Here is a 14,836-nt window from a genome sequence, read left to right as displayed (position 1 = left end):
AAAGCCTGCCAAGGGCTGAATACCTTGCCGTGCACTGCAAGAGGATTCCCGATGCGCCGCTTTCCGACACTGCTGGCTATGACTGCCGGGCTGTTATTGACCGCGTGTTCGAACCAGGGCGCGTCGGATGCGGGCGAGAAGACCAGCCAGCTTGCCGGGCGCGTAGACGCCGGTGCTATCGACTACGAAATTCAGACGGTCGCCGATGGCCTCGATCACCCCTGGTCACTCGCATTTCTGCCCGATGGCAATATGCTGGTGACGGAGCGCAAGGGAAAGCTTCTGCTGGTCGGAGCGGATGGAACAAAGCGAACGATTCGCGACTTCAACGACAACGGCGATTTTGCCGATGTCCATCACGGCGATGGCATACAGGCTGGCCTGTTCGATGTGGTTCTGCATCCCGATTTCGCCGCGAACCGCCTCGTATACGTTTCCTTCGCCGGAAAGGTAGGAGACGGCAAAAACACGCTATTCCTGATGCGCTTTCGATATGACGCCGGTGAATTGACGAATGGCGAGCAACTCTTCGCTGCGTCACCCGCCCGCATTCAGGGTAACCACTACGGCGCGCGTTTCATTTTTCTGCCAGATGGCACCTTGCTGATGCCGGTAGGAGACGCCTTCCATTACCGCGAAAAAGCGCAGGAACTCGATAATCATTTTGGCAAGATTGTCCGCCTTAATGATGATGGCAGCGTCCCGGCGGATAACCCCTTTGTGGGCCGGGAAGGCGCGCTGCCGGAAATCTGGTCCTACGGTCATCGCAACCCGCAAGGGATCATTCTCGCCCAGGACGGCCGCGTGCTGGAAAACGAGCATGGCCCCGCTGGGGGCGACGAAATCAACCACATCAACCGCGGCGCGAACTACGGCTGGCCGACCGTGACTTACGCGCTTGATTATTCGGGCGGTCGGGTCTCGCCCTTCGAAGCGTTGGAGGGGACCGAGCAATCTCTAGTCCATTTCACGCCTTCCATCGCGCCATCGGGCTTCGCGCAATACGGTGGCGAGGCGTTTCCCGATTGGAAGGGCGACCTCTTCCTCTCCGCTCTTGCGCTCCGCCATGTGCGGCATGTGAGCATGAATGCCGACGGATCGCTCGGAGAGCAGAGTGAATTGTTCGGCGAGCTCGATGTCCGTTTCAGGGACGTGCGATCAGGGCCCGACGGTTACCTCTACCTGCTGACCGAAGAACCGGAATCAGGAAGCCGGATCCTGCGCGTGGCGCCCAAAGGCAGCGGAGCCGAAAAGCAGCGGGCGAAATAGCCAGCGGTGGTCCGGGTGGCGCGCGAGCCAGACCCTATTGTCGGCTCCCTAGTCCGCTATCTGGTACCTCGTGTCTCTCCTCCGCGAAAATTCCTGCAATGACGATAAAAGGCGACGCAAACCCGACTTGTGCTTGCGATGATCAGGGCGTTCATGCGTCCAATATGTGAGAATGTGCTCTCACCGTTCTATTTTTCTTCATGGAGATCAACGACTAACGCGCCGCTTCAGAATGAATTATGGGCCGATGTCGCGCGATGGTAGGTTAGTTTCTCATTTGAGGGGGAAATCACAGTGAAGAAGCTCATTGCCATTTGCAGCATCGCGGCTCTTGCAGCTTGCGGAAGCCCTGAACCAGCCGAAGAAGGCGTAGTGGTCGAGGACGCCGAAGCTCCAGCAGAAATCATGTCGCTCAATGAGACCAGCTGGACGTTTGTCATGGATGGTCAGGAAATTATTGAGTCCATCGACGCAGACGGGAATTACATTGCCAATGCAGGCGATGAGCATTTCGATCATGGCACATACGTCATGGTTGACGGCATGCAGTGCTTCACGAGCGCAATGGACGACGATGGACAGGTTTGCTGGTCCACACCGGCTCAGGTCGCGGTGGGCGAGAGTATGGATATAACCAGCGACCAAGGTGAAAGCCTGACCGTCACACGAGTGGCATATGAACCGCTGACCATGTGACAGGGTCAGTTGGGTAGAGCGGGCCCACTTCGCTGCGAAGGGCCCCGCTCTTTCGCTCAGCCGACGCTTTCCATCCTGTAGGCCTTGTTACGCAAGGCGTCGTCGCTGACCGCACGGGCCAGCACTGCCGCTACATCCCCGCGTGCTGCCGTTCCTTCTGGATCGACATCGTCGCCGAGCTTCACATCCCGATCGCCGTCATCGTCGGTGAGTGCGACCGGCCGGACGATCGAATATTCGAGGCCCGATGCCTGCAGATGCTCGTCTGCGTCATGCTTTGCCTTCAGGTAGTGGAACAGGTCGGAGTCCGGGTCCGGAGCGTCCGCCCCGATAGAGCTCAGCATCACGAAGCGCTGTACATTGGCTGCCTTGGCATGATCGATGAGGGCGATTGCGCCATCTCTATCAACCTTGTCGGTCATTTCCTCGCTCGTATCGCCGCCCGAGCCGGCCGCGAAGACCACTGCATCGACGCCTGCGCAAATATCGTCGTCCAACTGCGTCAGATCGGCCTCACGCGTCGCTACACCGTCGGGCAGCTTCGAAATATCGGAGGAGGCGCGATGCATCGCAATCGGTTCGTGGCCGGCCTCCATCAGCTGTCGGGTTAAACGGAGTCCGGTGTTGCCGGTGGAGCCAGCGATGAGGATTTTCATGATGTGCCTGCGTTCTGGAAAATTGGATTTGAAGGGCTGAGGTTTGGGTTCTGAACGCAGCCGGGCACCGTTCGTTTCAAAGAGCTTTGTCAGCCGCGATGGCTGACAGCCAAGATGGGCGTGTCGGAACACGCCAGTCCCGGCGCCGTTGGCCACGTGAAGTCCAACCTTGCGAGCGACGAGCCACCATCGCTTGCCCAACCTCCAGAGAGAATCCTCCATGAGCACGATCCAGACCAAGAACCCCGCGACCGGGGAAAACCTGCAGACCTATGACTTGATGAGCCAGAGCGAAGCTTTCGGTATCGTCGAGGCTGCGCATGAAGCTTTCCTGGATTGGCGCAAGAAGACCCACGAGGAGCGCGCACCATACCTGCGCAAGATTGCCGAGGTCCTGAGGGATAACGCCGACAAGTTTTCGGACCTCATGACCCGCGAGATGGGCAAGCTCTACAAGGACGGAAAGACCGAGATCGAGATTTGCGCCCGCATCTGCGAATATACCGCAGACAACGGTCCCGATGCGCTTGCCGATGAAGAGCGCAAGCACAGCGGCGGCAAGAAACGCGGCATCGTCACCTATTCTCCGATCGGTGTCATCTACAGCGTGCAGCCGTGGAATTTCCCGGTTTACCAGCCCATGCGGGTCCTCGCCGCCAATATCATGGCTGGCAATGCCGTGATCCTCAAACATGCGTCGATCTGTACCGGCAGCGGCCTGTTGTTGCGTGACCTGTGTCTCGAAGCCGGGCTGCCCAAGGGCCTGTTCGATGTGATCCTTGTCGACCACGATGTTTCGGACAAGATCATCGAAAACGATCTTATCCGGGGAGTGACCATGACTGGAAGCGATGGCGCGGGCAGCCATATCGGCGAATTGGCCGCAAAGAACCTCAAGAAGACGGTTCTCGAACTCGGTTCGAACGACGCTTATATTGTGCTCGAAGATGCCGACATCGATCTTGCCGTGAAGACCTGCGTCCAAGGCAGGCTCTACAACAATGGCGAAACCTGCGTGTCTGCCAAGCGGTTCGTCGTGACCGACGCGGTCTACGACGAATTCGTATCGGCATTTGTCGAGCGCATGAAATCGGTCAAGATGGGCGATCCCTTCGACGAGGACACCCAGCTCGGCCCGGTGTCGGGCGAGGAACAGTTCGACACGCTCGTCGAACAGGTCGGCAAAAGCGTCGAGGGCGGGGCGACCCTGCTATGCGGCGGCGAACCGGATAAGGACCGGCAAGGATACTATTACCCAGCCACCGTCCTGGTCGACTGCCAACCGGGTACGCCAGCCTATGACGACGAACTCTTCGGCCCGGTAGCGTCCATCATTCGCGCGAAAGACGACGAAGACGCGATGCGGATCGCCAACGACAGCCGCTATGGACTCGGCGGCGGTATTTTCACCAAGGACGAAGACAAGGCGATCAAATTGGCCCGAGATCACTTCGACACCGGAATGGTCCGCATCAACTCCTTCGGGGCTGCTGATCCGAACATGCCGTTCGGCGGAGTGAAGGATTCAGGCTACGGCCGCGAACACGGCGGCTTCGGCATGAAGGAATTCGTCAACGCCAAGGCAATTTTCCTGCCTTCCTGATCTGGCACCTGACCAACCGTGGCCGGGACCTATGACGGGGTCCCGGCCATGCGGGCCAGGAACTGGCGATGATCGGGCAGCCCTTCGGCGCTCTTGCGCAGGGAAGAGGCGATGTGCGCGATCCGGTCCGCGATTGGCTGGGGTTGCGCCCGCGCGGTGGCGGGATGTGGCTGGTCGGGTTCAAGGTTCTGGCCCAGCAAAAGCGATGTCCACGAACTGAGCTGGAAGAGATGTCCGCCATCGATGGCAAGACTTCCGTGAGGCCGCCATAGATCAAGGATCGTCGAGAGGGCTTCGGGTAGCTCCATCGTCCGGCAATGACGCCAGAACTCGGAATCATCGCGCTGCGTCACCGCATAGTGCGCGATCACGAAGTCCCGGACCTGCTCCCATTCCTGTTGCGTCTGAGTGTTGAAGCGGTCGCGCAGGAGGGGGTCGATGGCCTTGGTCGGGAAAAGCTCGACCAGTCTTTCGAGGCTGGCCTGGACCAGATGGATGCTCGTCGACTCCAGCGGCTCGAGGAAGCCCGCTGCGAGACCTATACCAACGACGTTTCCCGACCACGCATTCTTGCGCCTTCCCGTCTTGAATCGGATCAGGCGGGGATCGCCGCGCAATGCCCCGGAAACCGTGGACAGAAGGCGATCTCGCGCCTCGTCATCGCTCGAAAACGCGCTGGAATAGACATGACCATTCCCGGTCCTGCTTTGGAGCGGGATTCGCCATTGCCAGCCAACGGAATGGGCCGTGGCGCGAGTAATTGGCGAAAGCGCTGCGCCTTCGTTTTCGGTCTGCACGACCACTGCGCGGTCTGCTGGCAGCCAGTGGCTCCAGTCATCGAAAGGCACCTCCATGGCTTCGCCAAGCACAAGGCTGCGGAAACCGGAGCAGTCGATAAAGAAATCGGCTTCGAGCATTGCGCCGCCATCGAGGCTGACGCCTGTAACGTCTCCGGTTTCCGGGTCCCGGTGGATCGCAACGATCTGCCCTTCGGTACGTTTCACACCGCGATCTTCGGCGATCTTGCGCAGATATCTACCGTAGCTGAGGGAATCGAAATGATAGGCGTGGGGAAGGAGGCGCGAGAGTTCGCTGCCCGGACGCTGGTCTATGGCGAAGCGATCCAGGTCTGCTGCCGCCCGGCCGAGGAAAAGCTCCTGCCATTGCGGGTAATCCTTCCCGCCGGCCTGCTTGCCCAGAAGCCACCAATGATGGAGGCGAACCATTGCGTCGAGTTCTTGGCCCACATGGCCGAATGCGTGGAGGTATCGATCGCCTGGGGCGCCCCAGTTCTCGAACTCGATACCCACCTTGAAGGTTGCGTCCGTAGCCTTGACGAACTCCACCTCGTCGATCCCGGCCAAGCGATTGAATTCGCGAATGGGCGGGATCGTTGCCTCACCAACACCCACCGTGCCTACCGCTTCGCTTTCGACGAGTTCGATAGCCACGGTATCTGAGAGCGCGCGCGACAGATAGGCCGCCGCCATCCAACCAGCCGAGCCTCCGCCGACGATCAATATCTTGCGTACAGGGTCGGTCATTGCGCTTCCCGCTGTCTCAGCTTGTGGCCAGCTCGCCAAGGGCTTCGGAGAGGGGGCCAAGGTGCGCTTCGTAATCCTTCCATGCCCCGATCCCCTTGCGGTTCAAAGGCTTGCGCACCTGTTCGGAGCTGGCCGTTGCCACCGCGTCTGACGATTGGTGGAAGGCGAGCATGGCCTCGTAATACGAAACGCCGAGAAACTCAGATACTTCGAGCAGCACTTCCTGTGGATGATCGACAAGGCTCTCATATTCGACCAGCTTGATCCTGTCGGGAAAAAGCTCGCGAAGGCTATCGGTGAAATTCGCGTAGGTGCGATAGAAACGGGCAATGCCTTCCATCTCGCTGGAAGCCGCGTGGCCACGCGCGAAAAGCGTGCGATAGTTCGACCAGCAGCAATCCTTAGGATCGCGCCGGATGTCGATAATTTTTGCCTCTGGCAGCATGCGCAGGATCAATGGCAGGTGCCGCCAGTTCATATGCATCTTGTCGATGACGATACCGGCCTTGCTGCGCATCATCTCGCGGGCCCGGTTTCGGTACCATGTTCCCATCGAGCCAAGCGCCGTTTCGTTGAGGCCGGCCACCGTGTCCGGTAGCGCGTCGCGACCTTGCGTCAGCATCATTCTCTGAACCATGTGGGACACGATCTGAAGCTCTCCCAGAGGTTCGATTGCGTCGTGCTGGGCAAGCATACGTTCGAGCAGGGTCGATCCCGCACGTGGCATCCCGACAATAAACAGGGGGAGGGGAGAGGTCTTCTCGTCTGCGCTGGTCGAAACCGATCCGATTGACGCTGCGTGGTCGAGATGCCGCTGCATCAAATGCGCGAATTCATCGGCGTCGAATGGCTCGGCTTGCTGACGGATCCGATTGCCCGCTTCGAAATGAGCGAAGGCTTCGTCGAAATTCTTCCGGGCGTGATGCCCCAGGGCGAGGGCAAAGTGGAAATTGACCTCTTGTTCCCCTTTGAAGCTGCCAGCCGCGAGCCGTTCCGACAGAAACGCGATATCGGCGTCAGACAGCGTCTCGGGAGCGAGGTCGGCCAGGCTCCACCACGAGCGCGCGTGATCGGGATCGAGTTCGAGCGCCTTGCGATAGGCGTCCTTCGCGTCGTCGCTCCGTCCGACGAAGCGCAGCGCGTCGGCATGATCGGCGCGGAAATCCGGCGTTTTGGGCCTGAGGTCGATCAGGTCCTGCGTCACCTTCACGCAGCCTTCGAAATCTCCGGCGGCATTCAGTAGGCGATTTTGAAGCGTCAGGAGGCCTATGTCGTCCGGAGCCGCAGCAATGAGCGGTTTCATCACCCGGCGTGCCTCGGCCAACTGGTCGGAAAGCATCAAGCCGTTGACCAGCAGTACGCTGGCATGGGCAAAGCGCGGAGCACGATCGAGCACCATTTTCAACATGGGGATCGCCTTGTCGTGCAGTCCGATGCCCAGCGCGCTTTCTGCCGAAAGCACTATCGCGGCAAGGTCGCCTGGAAAATCCTTGAGATGCTTTGCGGATAGTTCGCTCGCCGCAGGAAAATCGCCGTCGTTTAGGGCTTTGGCAGCCTGGGCCAGCAACGGATAACGGCGGGCCTCGTCGATTGCGAGAAGCTCCGCCTTTGCCGCAAGATCGGCTTCGCCTCTCGCGCGGTGGGCAGCTGCGGCAAGACGGAGCGCCCGGGGCTCGCGCCCGTCCTTGCGCAAGATGACTTGCGCCTGTTTCAGTGCGAGCGAGGGATCGGACTGTAGCAAGGCAGCGCCGTGGGCGAGGGCTTCGTCGAGCGAACCACCGACGGTTTCGACAGGCCGGCCGCCGCTCATTCCGCGTAGCCCAGGATCGGGCGAAGGCGCGGCGATACAAGATCGACGATATCGCGCTGTGCCTGGGGGAGCGTGTCGGGAATAGTGACGCCGCGCATGGTCAGGTTCTGGCGGGCAGTACCGCTCTGTTCCGGATCGGCACCGATGCGCACCCGCTCGCGCCAATCGTCGGGCATGGCAATGCCGCAGGCCTCGAGAAGCTTGGCGAAATAGGTTTCGCTTTCATCGCTATCGAGGTTCTTCACCGCATCGCGCAGTTCCTCGAACCGGACGAGGTATTCGCCCGTGCCCAGCCATGCGACCGCGTTGAAGAGGAACGTCTCGTGAAGGCCGGGGCTCTGTCGTGGAAGGCCGAAGATCACGACATTCATCAGTTCTTCGGCCGTCAGTGGTGCCCTCTTGAGGATGTCGAGATCGCCGGAGAATTCGTCCGACAGCATGAAGCGGGCCATGGCGAGAACCCAGTCGTAAGGATCGCGGACCAACAGGATGCGACGTGCCCCGCCGGTGGTCGCCGCCGAGATATCGGCGAAAAACAAGTGTCCCCAGCTCAGCTTGGCAGGCGGGCCGTCAAAGGCTGCCACGTGGCGCTTGAGATTGGCGAACTGGATGAAGTCCGCGTTGTACTGGTGTTCCACCGGTACGAACATGCGGATGATGTTGCGCAGCAAGTGGCTGCCGGACTTCGGAAGGCTGTTCAAGAATACCGGCTTATCGAGCGGCGTCTGCGGAAATTCCGCATTCCGTTCGTCCAGATTGTCCGGCTTGACGTGAATGGTTTGCATGCCAGTCGGATTTAGGGTGCAGGCGCAAAGTGCAAGGCTGGCGAAGATTTTGGCCGCGCAAAAGAAAAGGGGCGATGCCTCCCGGCACCGCCCCCGATCCTTGGCTAAGCGAAACGCTTAGAAGTTGATGCCTGCGCGAACGAACACACGACGGCCGAGCCAGTCGTACTGCGAAACGAACGGCGAAGCGCCACCGATGGTGGTGATGCCGGACACTTCGGGCGGACGCGTATCGAAGATGTTCGAAACACCGGCGGTGATTTCGAAACGATCCGCGAATTCCTTCGTCAGCGAGAGGTTGTGGTAGAAGACAGCTTCCGTGGTCGGACGCACACAGTACGTGCCGAGGTACACGAATTCAGCGAATTCGCTGGTCTCGGGGCTACGGCAGAGGTTGCCGAAGTCTTCGATGTAGTCTTCTTCACTCGACGATGCACCGACGATGTCGAGGCCGTAGAGCAGGCCCCAGCCCTTGTAGTCATAGCTGAGGTTGATGTCCGCCGTGAACTTGGGATCGCCGACTTCACCGTTGAAGTCTTCGAACTCGCCCAGACGTGAGACCGTATCTTCCAGCTGATAAGTTGCCTGAGCAAGCAGCTGGACACGACCTGCTTCACCGAAATCGTGGCTTGCACGGACAGTGAAGTCGATACCGCGGTTCAGCTGTTCATCGACGTTGATGAACTTGCGGAAAATGTTGCGGATGTTGGTCGGGTCACCGTCCTGTCCACGTTCGAAGAGATCACAGAACGGGCTGTTCGGGAAATCTTCGGAATCGTAGCAGTTGCGGAGGATCGACGTTGCGGTGAGCTGTGCGATCTCGTCCTTCACCTTGATATCGAAGTAATCGATGGTGATGGCGAGGTCGCTGTTCGAACCGATGTACGGCGTCAGGATCGTGCTGGCCGTGATAGCCCGCGACGATTCCGATTCCAGAACGCCAACACCACCGGAGGTGAAGACGCTGGCCTGGATACCTGCACCGGTACGGTCATCAGCCAGACCTTCGGACGCGCAGTTGTCTGCGATACGTTGCGTAATCGCACCTTCGGCGAGGTTCTGGCCCCAGTTAACGCAAGGGTCGACCGTCTGGCGAGCGCCGCTGACCTGGTCGGCCAGGAACAGTTCGAACAATGCCGGAGCGCGGTAAGACGTGCCGTAGGTAGCACGGAAGCGCAGCCAGTCGTTGACCTGCCAGTTGCCCATCAGCTTGTAGGTAACGTTGCCGTTATCCTTGTCCGAGAAACCGTCGGTGCCACGAACCGAATTGACGTTCGTAATACGAGCCGACGCCGACAGGACGAGGTCCTGTACCAGCGGACGGTCGCGCAAGAGCGGAACTTCGATTTCGGCGAAGGCTTCGGTCGTTTCACGATAGCCGACGGTGTTGCCGGACGAGAACGGGTTGGCGAAGCCATTGTCGACGAACGGACGCTCGTAATCCGGATCGTCTTCCGACAGCGTCGGATCGAAATCGGGGTTCGGAGCATAGGTGATGTGACCCGGAAGGTCGTTGATGTCGTCACGGCGGTAGACGGCACCGGCTGCGAAACCGAGCCAGCCTGCGGGCAGTTCGAACACCTGGCCCGAAACCGAAGCTTCTACGAAGACCTGTTCATACAGGGTATTACCGACTTCCGTTTCCGTGAAGTAGGCTTCTTCTTCGGCGGTGAAATCACCGGCCATGATGCGCGGGTCGACCCAGTTGACCTGGAGGCACTGGCGATTGCTGATCGGCGTAACGAGACCCGCACAACCTGCACCGAAGGCGCGGTTGGTCTGCTGGTCGATAACGTCCTGCAGGATCTGGTCAATTGCGTAATCACCATCCGAACGGCTGTACTGACCGTGGATGTCGAAACCGATACGGTCGCTGATATCGCCCGTCAGGCCGAGAACACCGCGGTAATAATCGACGGTGATCTCGTTGTCGTAATTATCCAGGATACCGGTCGGCGACAGGAACTGGAAGTTGCCGTTCCAGCCCGGGAACGGATCGTCCGGATCGCCTTCGTCATACTGCTGCGTGTAGCCGAAGTTGTAGAACTGGCTGTAGCTGTCCACGTAGGTGCGACGCTGGTTGAAGAGACCTTCACCGTAAAGGCGAATTGTGTCGGTGATGTCGAACGACCCTTCGACGTAAGCGGTATAACGCTCGGTCTCGGGGATGACGGACGACTTCTGTTCGAACGGGTGGTAGCCGTTCGTCAGGCCCTGAGAAATCGGATCCCACTTCGAGACCGGATACCAGCCGTCGGGCGACGAGATGTCGAAATCACCGGTGATCGGTCCTGGACGAGCAAGGTACTGACCCAGATTGTCGTTGCCGTAGCTGAACTGCATGAGCGTAGACGGCGCGTTCGTCTGCGGGACATTGCTGGCGTAATATGCCCAAACGTGACCCCAAGTCGTGCTGCTACAGGCGAGATCGCCCGTACGCGGATCGATCAGGTCGACGCGCTCGTCACCGTCTTCGGTGCGGAACAGGTAGTCGTAGTCGCAACCGAGATAGTCGCGATCCTGACGCTCGAGTTCTTCCTGGCGATAGTATTCACCGGCGAACATGATGTGGCCGCGGTCGAATTCCTTACCCCAGGCAGCAGAGACCTGGTAGATTTCGCCGCCGCTTTCGAACGGCAGGGTGACCGAACCGTCGAGTTCGAGACCGTCGGTCGAGCGCTTGGTCAGCAGGTTGACCACCCCGGCCACAGCGTCCGAACCGTAGATCGACGATGCGCCGTCCTTCAGGATTTCCACCGACTGGATGATCGAGGAAGGGAGGACGTTGAGGTCGAACGAGGAGACGCCGCCGCGCGTACCGGCCGGGCCTGCACGACGCGAGTTGAGGAGAACGAGGGTACGTTCAGCACCGAGGCCGCGAAGCGAGACCGTTTCAGCACCCTGACCACCGTTCGAAACGGAGTTGGCCGAGATTGCCGAAGTGATCTGCGAAGAGCCGTTCGCAATCGGCGAGTTTTGGACGATCTCGGCGACGTCGGTCGCGCCGGTGCGGCGCGCGATGTCGGGATCGATGATCTGGAGGGGCGAAGAGCTGGTCGCTTCGCTGCGACGGATACGCGAACCCGTAACGAGGATGGTCGTACCCTCGGGGACTTCCTGACCTTCTTCCAGGATTACGACTTCTTCGTCTTCCTGTGCGTCAGCGTCCTGGGCCACGGCCGGCGAAGCCAGGGTCACGGCGAGTGCCGCCAGGCCGGAGCCTGCCAGCAGGCGCGTAGCCTTCGGCGTCGCACCGTAAATGCGAGTATTTATATGTTCAAAACCCCCTAAGCAAACCGGATTTTTCCGGCGTTAGCGATTCCCAAAGATTGCACCGCCCGGGTAGGCAGCGCAGGCGTAACTGCACGCACTTCTGCTGAAGATCGGTTGGAAGACAATCAACGAGCTTGGCTTTTGCCCATTTTCCTTAGGCCTTGTGGACTTTACGCCACAAGGATGGGGTCGATCAGCTGCCTTTGAATTCAGCTTTGCGCTTCTGGAGGAAAGCCATGGCACCTTCGACGGCGTCCTGAGTGCTGCCCGCGATCCGTTGCCCGTTGGCTTCTGCTGCCAGCGTCGCGGGGAAATCTGCCTGCAGGCCATCCCGCAACGTGCGCTTCATTTGGCCGAGCGCCACGGTCGGGCCGTTTGCAAGCTTCTGGACAAGAGCGGTTGCCTCGCTTTCCAGAACCTCGTCTTCAACGCATTTGTAGATCAGCCCGATCCGTTCGGCTTCTTCGCCGTGGATTTTCTCGCCAAGCATCATCATGCGGGTGGCTTGGGCAGTGCCGATCAGGCGAGGCAGCATCCAGCTGGAACCGCCGTCGGGCACCAAGCCGATATTGACGAAAGCCTGAAGGAAATAGCCGCTCTTTCCTGCCAGTACGAAGTCCGCCGCCAGGGCTATCGAGCAGCCGACACCGGCTGCAGGGCCCTGAACCATCGAAACAACCGGCACAGGAAGCCCGGCGAGTGCCTGCACCATCGGATTATAATGCCGGCTGAGCGAGGCAAACGCGCGATCGCCGCCGCTGACGGACATCTCCGCATTCGCCGCAAGGTCGGCGCCAGAACAAAAGGCACGACCTTCTCCGCGCATAAGGACTGCACGGGCATTGCCGATGTCGCGGATGGCGGTGAAGATTTCGTCTGCCATCTGTGGCGGACAGGCATTGAGGCGGTCCGGGCGGTTGAGCGTGATGGTAAGAACGGGCCCGTCGCGTTCGGCCTTGATCATTTCGAAATCGCTCATGGGTCCTCTTTCTCCTGTCCCTTGTGTGTGACCCGTTTGGTCAAAAGGGTGCGCGATTGCAACCTAGTTCACGCGGGTGCGCGCACGAGGATCGGGAGCGGGAGAATATGAAGAGAGTGGCTGGGGTGGCAGGGATCGAACCTGCGAATGCCGGTACCAAAAACCGGTGCCTTACCACTTGGCTACACCCCAGCAGGCGGGCGCTCCTATAGCGCGCCCGCCGTCAATGTGAAGGGGGGATTAGAGCTTCTTGCCTTCAAAATCGGCTGCCGAGTGGCGCTCAAGCAATTGCGTGTCTTCATCGCCCCATGCCTTGTTGACGATCCTGCCGCGCTTGACCGCGGGGCGTTCGGCGATCTGCTTGGCCCACCGCGCCACGTTCTCGTACTCGTGGATCGAAAGGAAGGTCCTGGCCTCGTTGTAGATCGTGCCTTCGACAAAAGGTGCCATCCACGGCCAGGCCGCAATGTCGGCGACCGTGTAATCCTTGCCGCTCAGGTACTCGCTGTCCGCGAGCCGTTTGTCGGCGACATCGAACAGGCGCTTGGTTTCCATGGCGTAGCGGTTGATAGGGTATTCGAATTTCTCGGGCGCATAGGCGTAGAAATGGCCGAAGCCGCCACCGATGAACGGCGCGCTGCCGATCTGCCAGAATAGCCAGCTGAGCACCTCTGCGCGAGTGTGGTCGGTCGGCAGGAATGCCCCGAACTTTTCCGCCAGGTGCATAAGGATCGCGCCGCTTTCGAAAATGCGAACGGGTGTGTCGCCGCTGCGATCGAGCAGCGCGGGGATCTTGCTGTTGGGGTTTACGTCGACAAAGCCACTCGTGAACTGCACGCCGTCCCCTATGTTGACGGTATAGGCATCGTATTCTGCGCCCGAATGTCCGGCCTCCAGCAGTTCTTCCAGCATTACGGTCGCTTTCACCCCGTTCGGCGTGGCTAGCGAGTAGAGCTGGAAGTCGTGCTCTCCAACGGGCAGATCCTTTTCCTCGCGCGCACCTGCGGTCGGGGCGTTGATGCTGGCGAAACGGCCGCCGTTCTCGGCGTCGTGGGTCCAGACTGCGGGCGGGGTGTAGGTCGCATCGGCCATATAAATCTCCTTGCTGGTCGGGCTAGTCCACCGTTCCATTCGTCGCAAGGTGGGGAACCGCTACGGGGCTGCCACGGTTCTTCCCTTCGCCATGACGAAGCTCATCTATGTAGACGACAGCCTGCCAGGCATCACCCGCAAGGGCGCGGGCAAGGGTTGGGCGTATTACGATCCGAAGGGCGAACTCATCCGCGACCCCAAGGAGAAGGAACGGCTAAACGCGGTTGCCTTGCCGCCTGCATATAGCGACGCCTGGTTCTGCCCGGCACCTAACGGGCATATCCTTGCAACCGGCATCGATGCCAAGGGACGCAAGCAATACCGTTATCATCCGGATTTTCGCGCCGCACGCGAAGGCGAGAAGTTCGATGCGTGTATTGCATTCGGCGCGCTGCTCCCGCTTGTGCGCAAACGGGTCGAAGAAGATTTGCGTGGCCGCAAGCTGACGCGCGAGCGTGCCGTAGCCAGCGTGGTGCGTCTGCTCGATCTCGGAGCGGTTCGCGTAGGCAATGAGGGGTACGCCGAACGCAACAAGAGTTTTGGAGCCACGACGCTGAGGCGACGACATGCGGAAGTCACGGGGAAGACCCTGCGGCTGAGCTATCGCGGCAAGTCTGGCCAGCAGCGAGAAATCACCCTGACCGACGGCAGCCTGGCCCGGCTGGTGCGCAAGATGCAGGATTTGCCCGGCCAGAATGTCTTCAAATACGTCGACGAGGACGGCGAGGTGAATCCGGTCGGTTCGAGCGACGTGAATGCCTATCTCGAAGAGGCAATGGGTGAACGGTTCACGGCGAAGAATTTTCGCACCTGGCACGCGAGCGTGCTGGCATTCGAGTGCCTGCGTGAAGGCGAGGGAAGGCTACCGATCAAGGAATTGCTCGATTGCGTTGCGCAAAAGCTCGGCAACACACCCGCTGTGACCCGCAAGAGCTACATCCATCCCGCCGTGATCGATCTGGTCGATCGTCAGGAAGAATGGCGGGCTTCGCTGAAGCTGCCTCGCGCCACTCAGTGGCTGACGCGGGACGAACGCGCGCTTCTGGAACTATTGCAGGATGCCCCCGACGTTGCGGAACTACTTGCCGCGGCTTGATCCTTGCGCGAATTATCTTTTCGGGATAATCGC

11 protein-coding genes and 1 tRNA gene are annotated in these 14,836 nt (G+C 59.9%); 4 read left to right on the top strand and 8 right to left on the bottom strand.

Translation table 11 applies throughout. The features are described from left to right. The first annotated feature begins 51 nt into the window (after positions 1-51). Together CVE41_RS01550 and CVE41_RS01545 are read left to right on the top strand one after the other, a co-directional pair. A complete protein-coding gene (locus tag CVE41_RS01550) occupies positions 52-1,269 on the top strand; it encodes a PQQ-dependent sugar dehydrogenase (RefSeq protein WP_198507690.1) in 1,218 nt (405 codons plus the stop codon). Between the two features lie 294 nt (positions 1,270-1,563). Beyond that, a complete protein-coding gene (locus tag CVE41_RS01545; RefSeq protein WP_100259090.1) occupies positions 1,564-1,965 on the top strand; it encodes a hypothetical protein in 402 nt (133 codons plus the stop codon). Between the two features lie 56 nt (positions 1,966-2,021). On the opposite strand, the gene CVE41_RS01540 is transcribed toward CVE41_RS01545, so the two are convergent. Further along, complete coding sequence (locus CVE41_RS01540) at positions 2,022-2,621, bottom strand: SDR family oxidoreductase (protein ID WP_100259089.1); 600 nt, start codon at positions 2,619-2,621, stop codon at positions 2,022-2,024. A gap of 220 nt (positions 2,622-2,841) precedes the next feature. Here CVE41_RS01540 and CVE41_RS01535 point away from each other — a divergent pair, with 220 nt between their 5' ends. Next, the gene (locus CVE41_RS01535; RefSeq protein WP_100259088.1) at positions 2,842-4,224 is read left to right on the top strand and encodes an NAD-dependent succinate-semialdehyde dehydrogenase; all 1,383 of its coding nucleotides are present in this window, start codon (positions 2,842-2,844) and stop codon (positions 4,222-4,224) included. A 29-nt stretch (positions 4,225-4,253) separates the two neighbouring features. Here the strand turns inward: CVE41_RS01535 and CVE41_RS01530 are convergent, their stop codons facing one another. The 7 genes from CVE41_RS01530 to yghU form a co-directional block, all read right to left on the bottom strand. Further along, positions 4,254-5,768 carry a tryptophan halogenase family protein gene (locus tag CVE41_RS01530; RefSeq protein WP_100259087.1) on the bottom strand — a complete coding sequence of 505 codons (1,515 nt, stop codon included), beginning with the start codon at positions 5,766-5,768 and terminating at the stop codon, positions 4,254-4,256. Positions 5,769-5,784: 16 nt separating this feature from the next. After that, on the bottom strand, positions 5,785-7,578 hold the full coding sequence (locus CVE41_RS01525) for a tetratricopeptide repeat-containing sulfotransferase family protein (protein WP_100259086.1): 1,794 nt from the start codon (positions 7,576-7,578) through the stop codon (positions 5,785-5,787). Then, positions 7,575-8,363, bottom strand: a complete 789-nt coding sequence (locus CVE41_RS01520; protein WP_100259085.1) for a hypothetical protein — start codon at positions 8,361-8,363, stop codon at positions 7,575-7,577. Before CVE41_RS01520 ends, CVE41_RS01525 begins: the two co-directional genes overlap by 4 nt. A 117-nt stretch (positions 8,364-8,480) precedes the next feature. Continuing rightward, positions 8,481-11,540 carry a TonB-dependent receptor domain-containing protein gene (locus CVE41_RS01515; protein ID WP_198507689.1) on the bottom strand — a complete coding sequence of 1,020 codons (3,060 nt, stop codon included), beginning with the start codon at positions 11,538-11,540 and terminating at the stop codon, positions 8,481-8,483. 289 nt (positions 11,541-11,829) lie between these two features. Then, entirely contained in the window at positions 11,830-12,615 is a 786-nt protein-coding gene (locus CVE41_RS01510) for an enoyl-CoA hydratase-related protein (protein WP_100259083.1), read from the bottom strand. A gap of 117 nt (positions 12,616-12,732) precedes the next feature. Continuing rightward, positions 12,733-12,807 (bottom strand) — tRNA-Gln (locus CVE41_RS01505). 48 nt (positions 12,808-12,855) lie between these two features. Next, positions 12,856-13,707 (bottom strand): glutathione-dependent disulfide-bond oxidoreductase, encoded by an 852-nt coding sequence (yghU, locus tag CVE41_RS01500; protein WP_100259082.1) that lies wholly within the window; start codon positions 13,705-13,707, stop codon positions 12,856-12,858. Positions 13,708-13,798: 91 nt separating this feature from the next. On the opposite strand from yghU, the gene CVE41_RS01495 reads away from it, so the two are divergent. Further along, positions 13,799-14,803, top strand: a complete 1,005-nt coding sequence (locus CVE41_RS01495; protein ID WP_100261315.1) for a DNA topoisomerase IB — start codon at positions 13,799-13,801, stop codon at positions 14,801-14,803. The last annotated feature ends 33 nt before the right edge of the window (positions 14,804-14,836 follow it).

This window comes from Qipengyuania seohaensis (genome assembly GCF_002795865.1).
In the GTDB taxonomy this organism is placed as follows: domain Bacteria; phylum Pseudomonadota; class Alphaproteobacteria; order Sphingomonadales; family Sphingomonadaceae; genus Qipengyuania; species Qipengyuania seohaensis.
The sequence above is the reverse complement of the archived record's forward strand: the minus strand, read 5'-3'. Positions and strand labels throughout refer to the sequence as shown.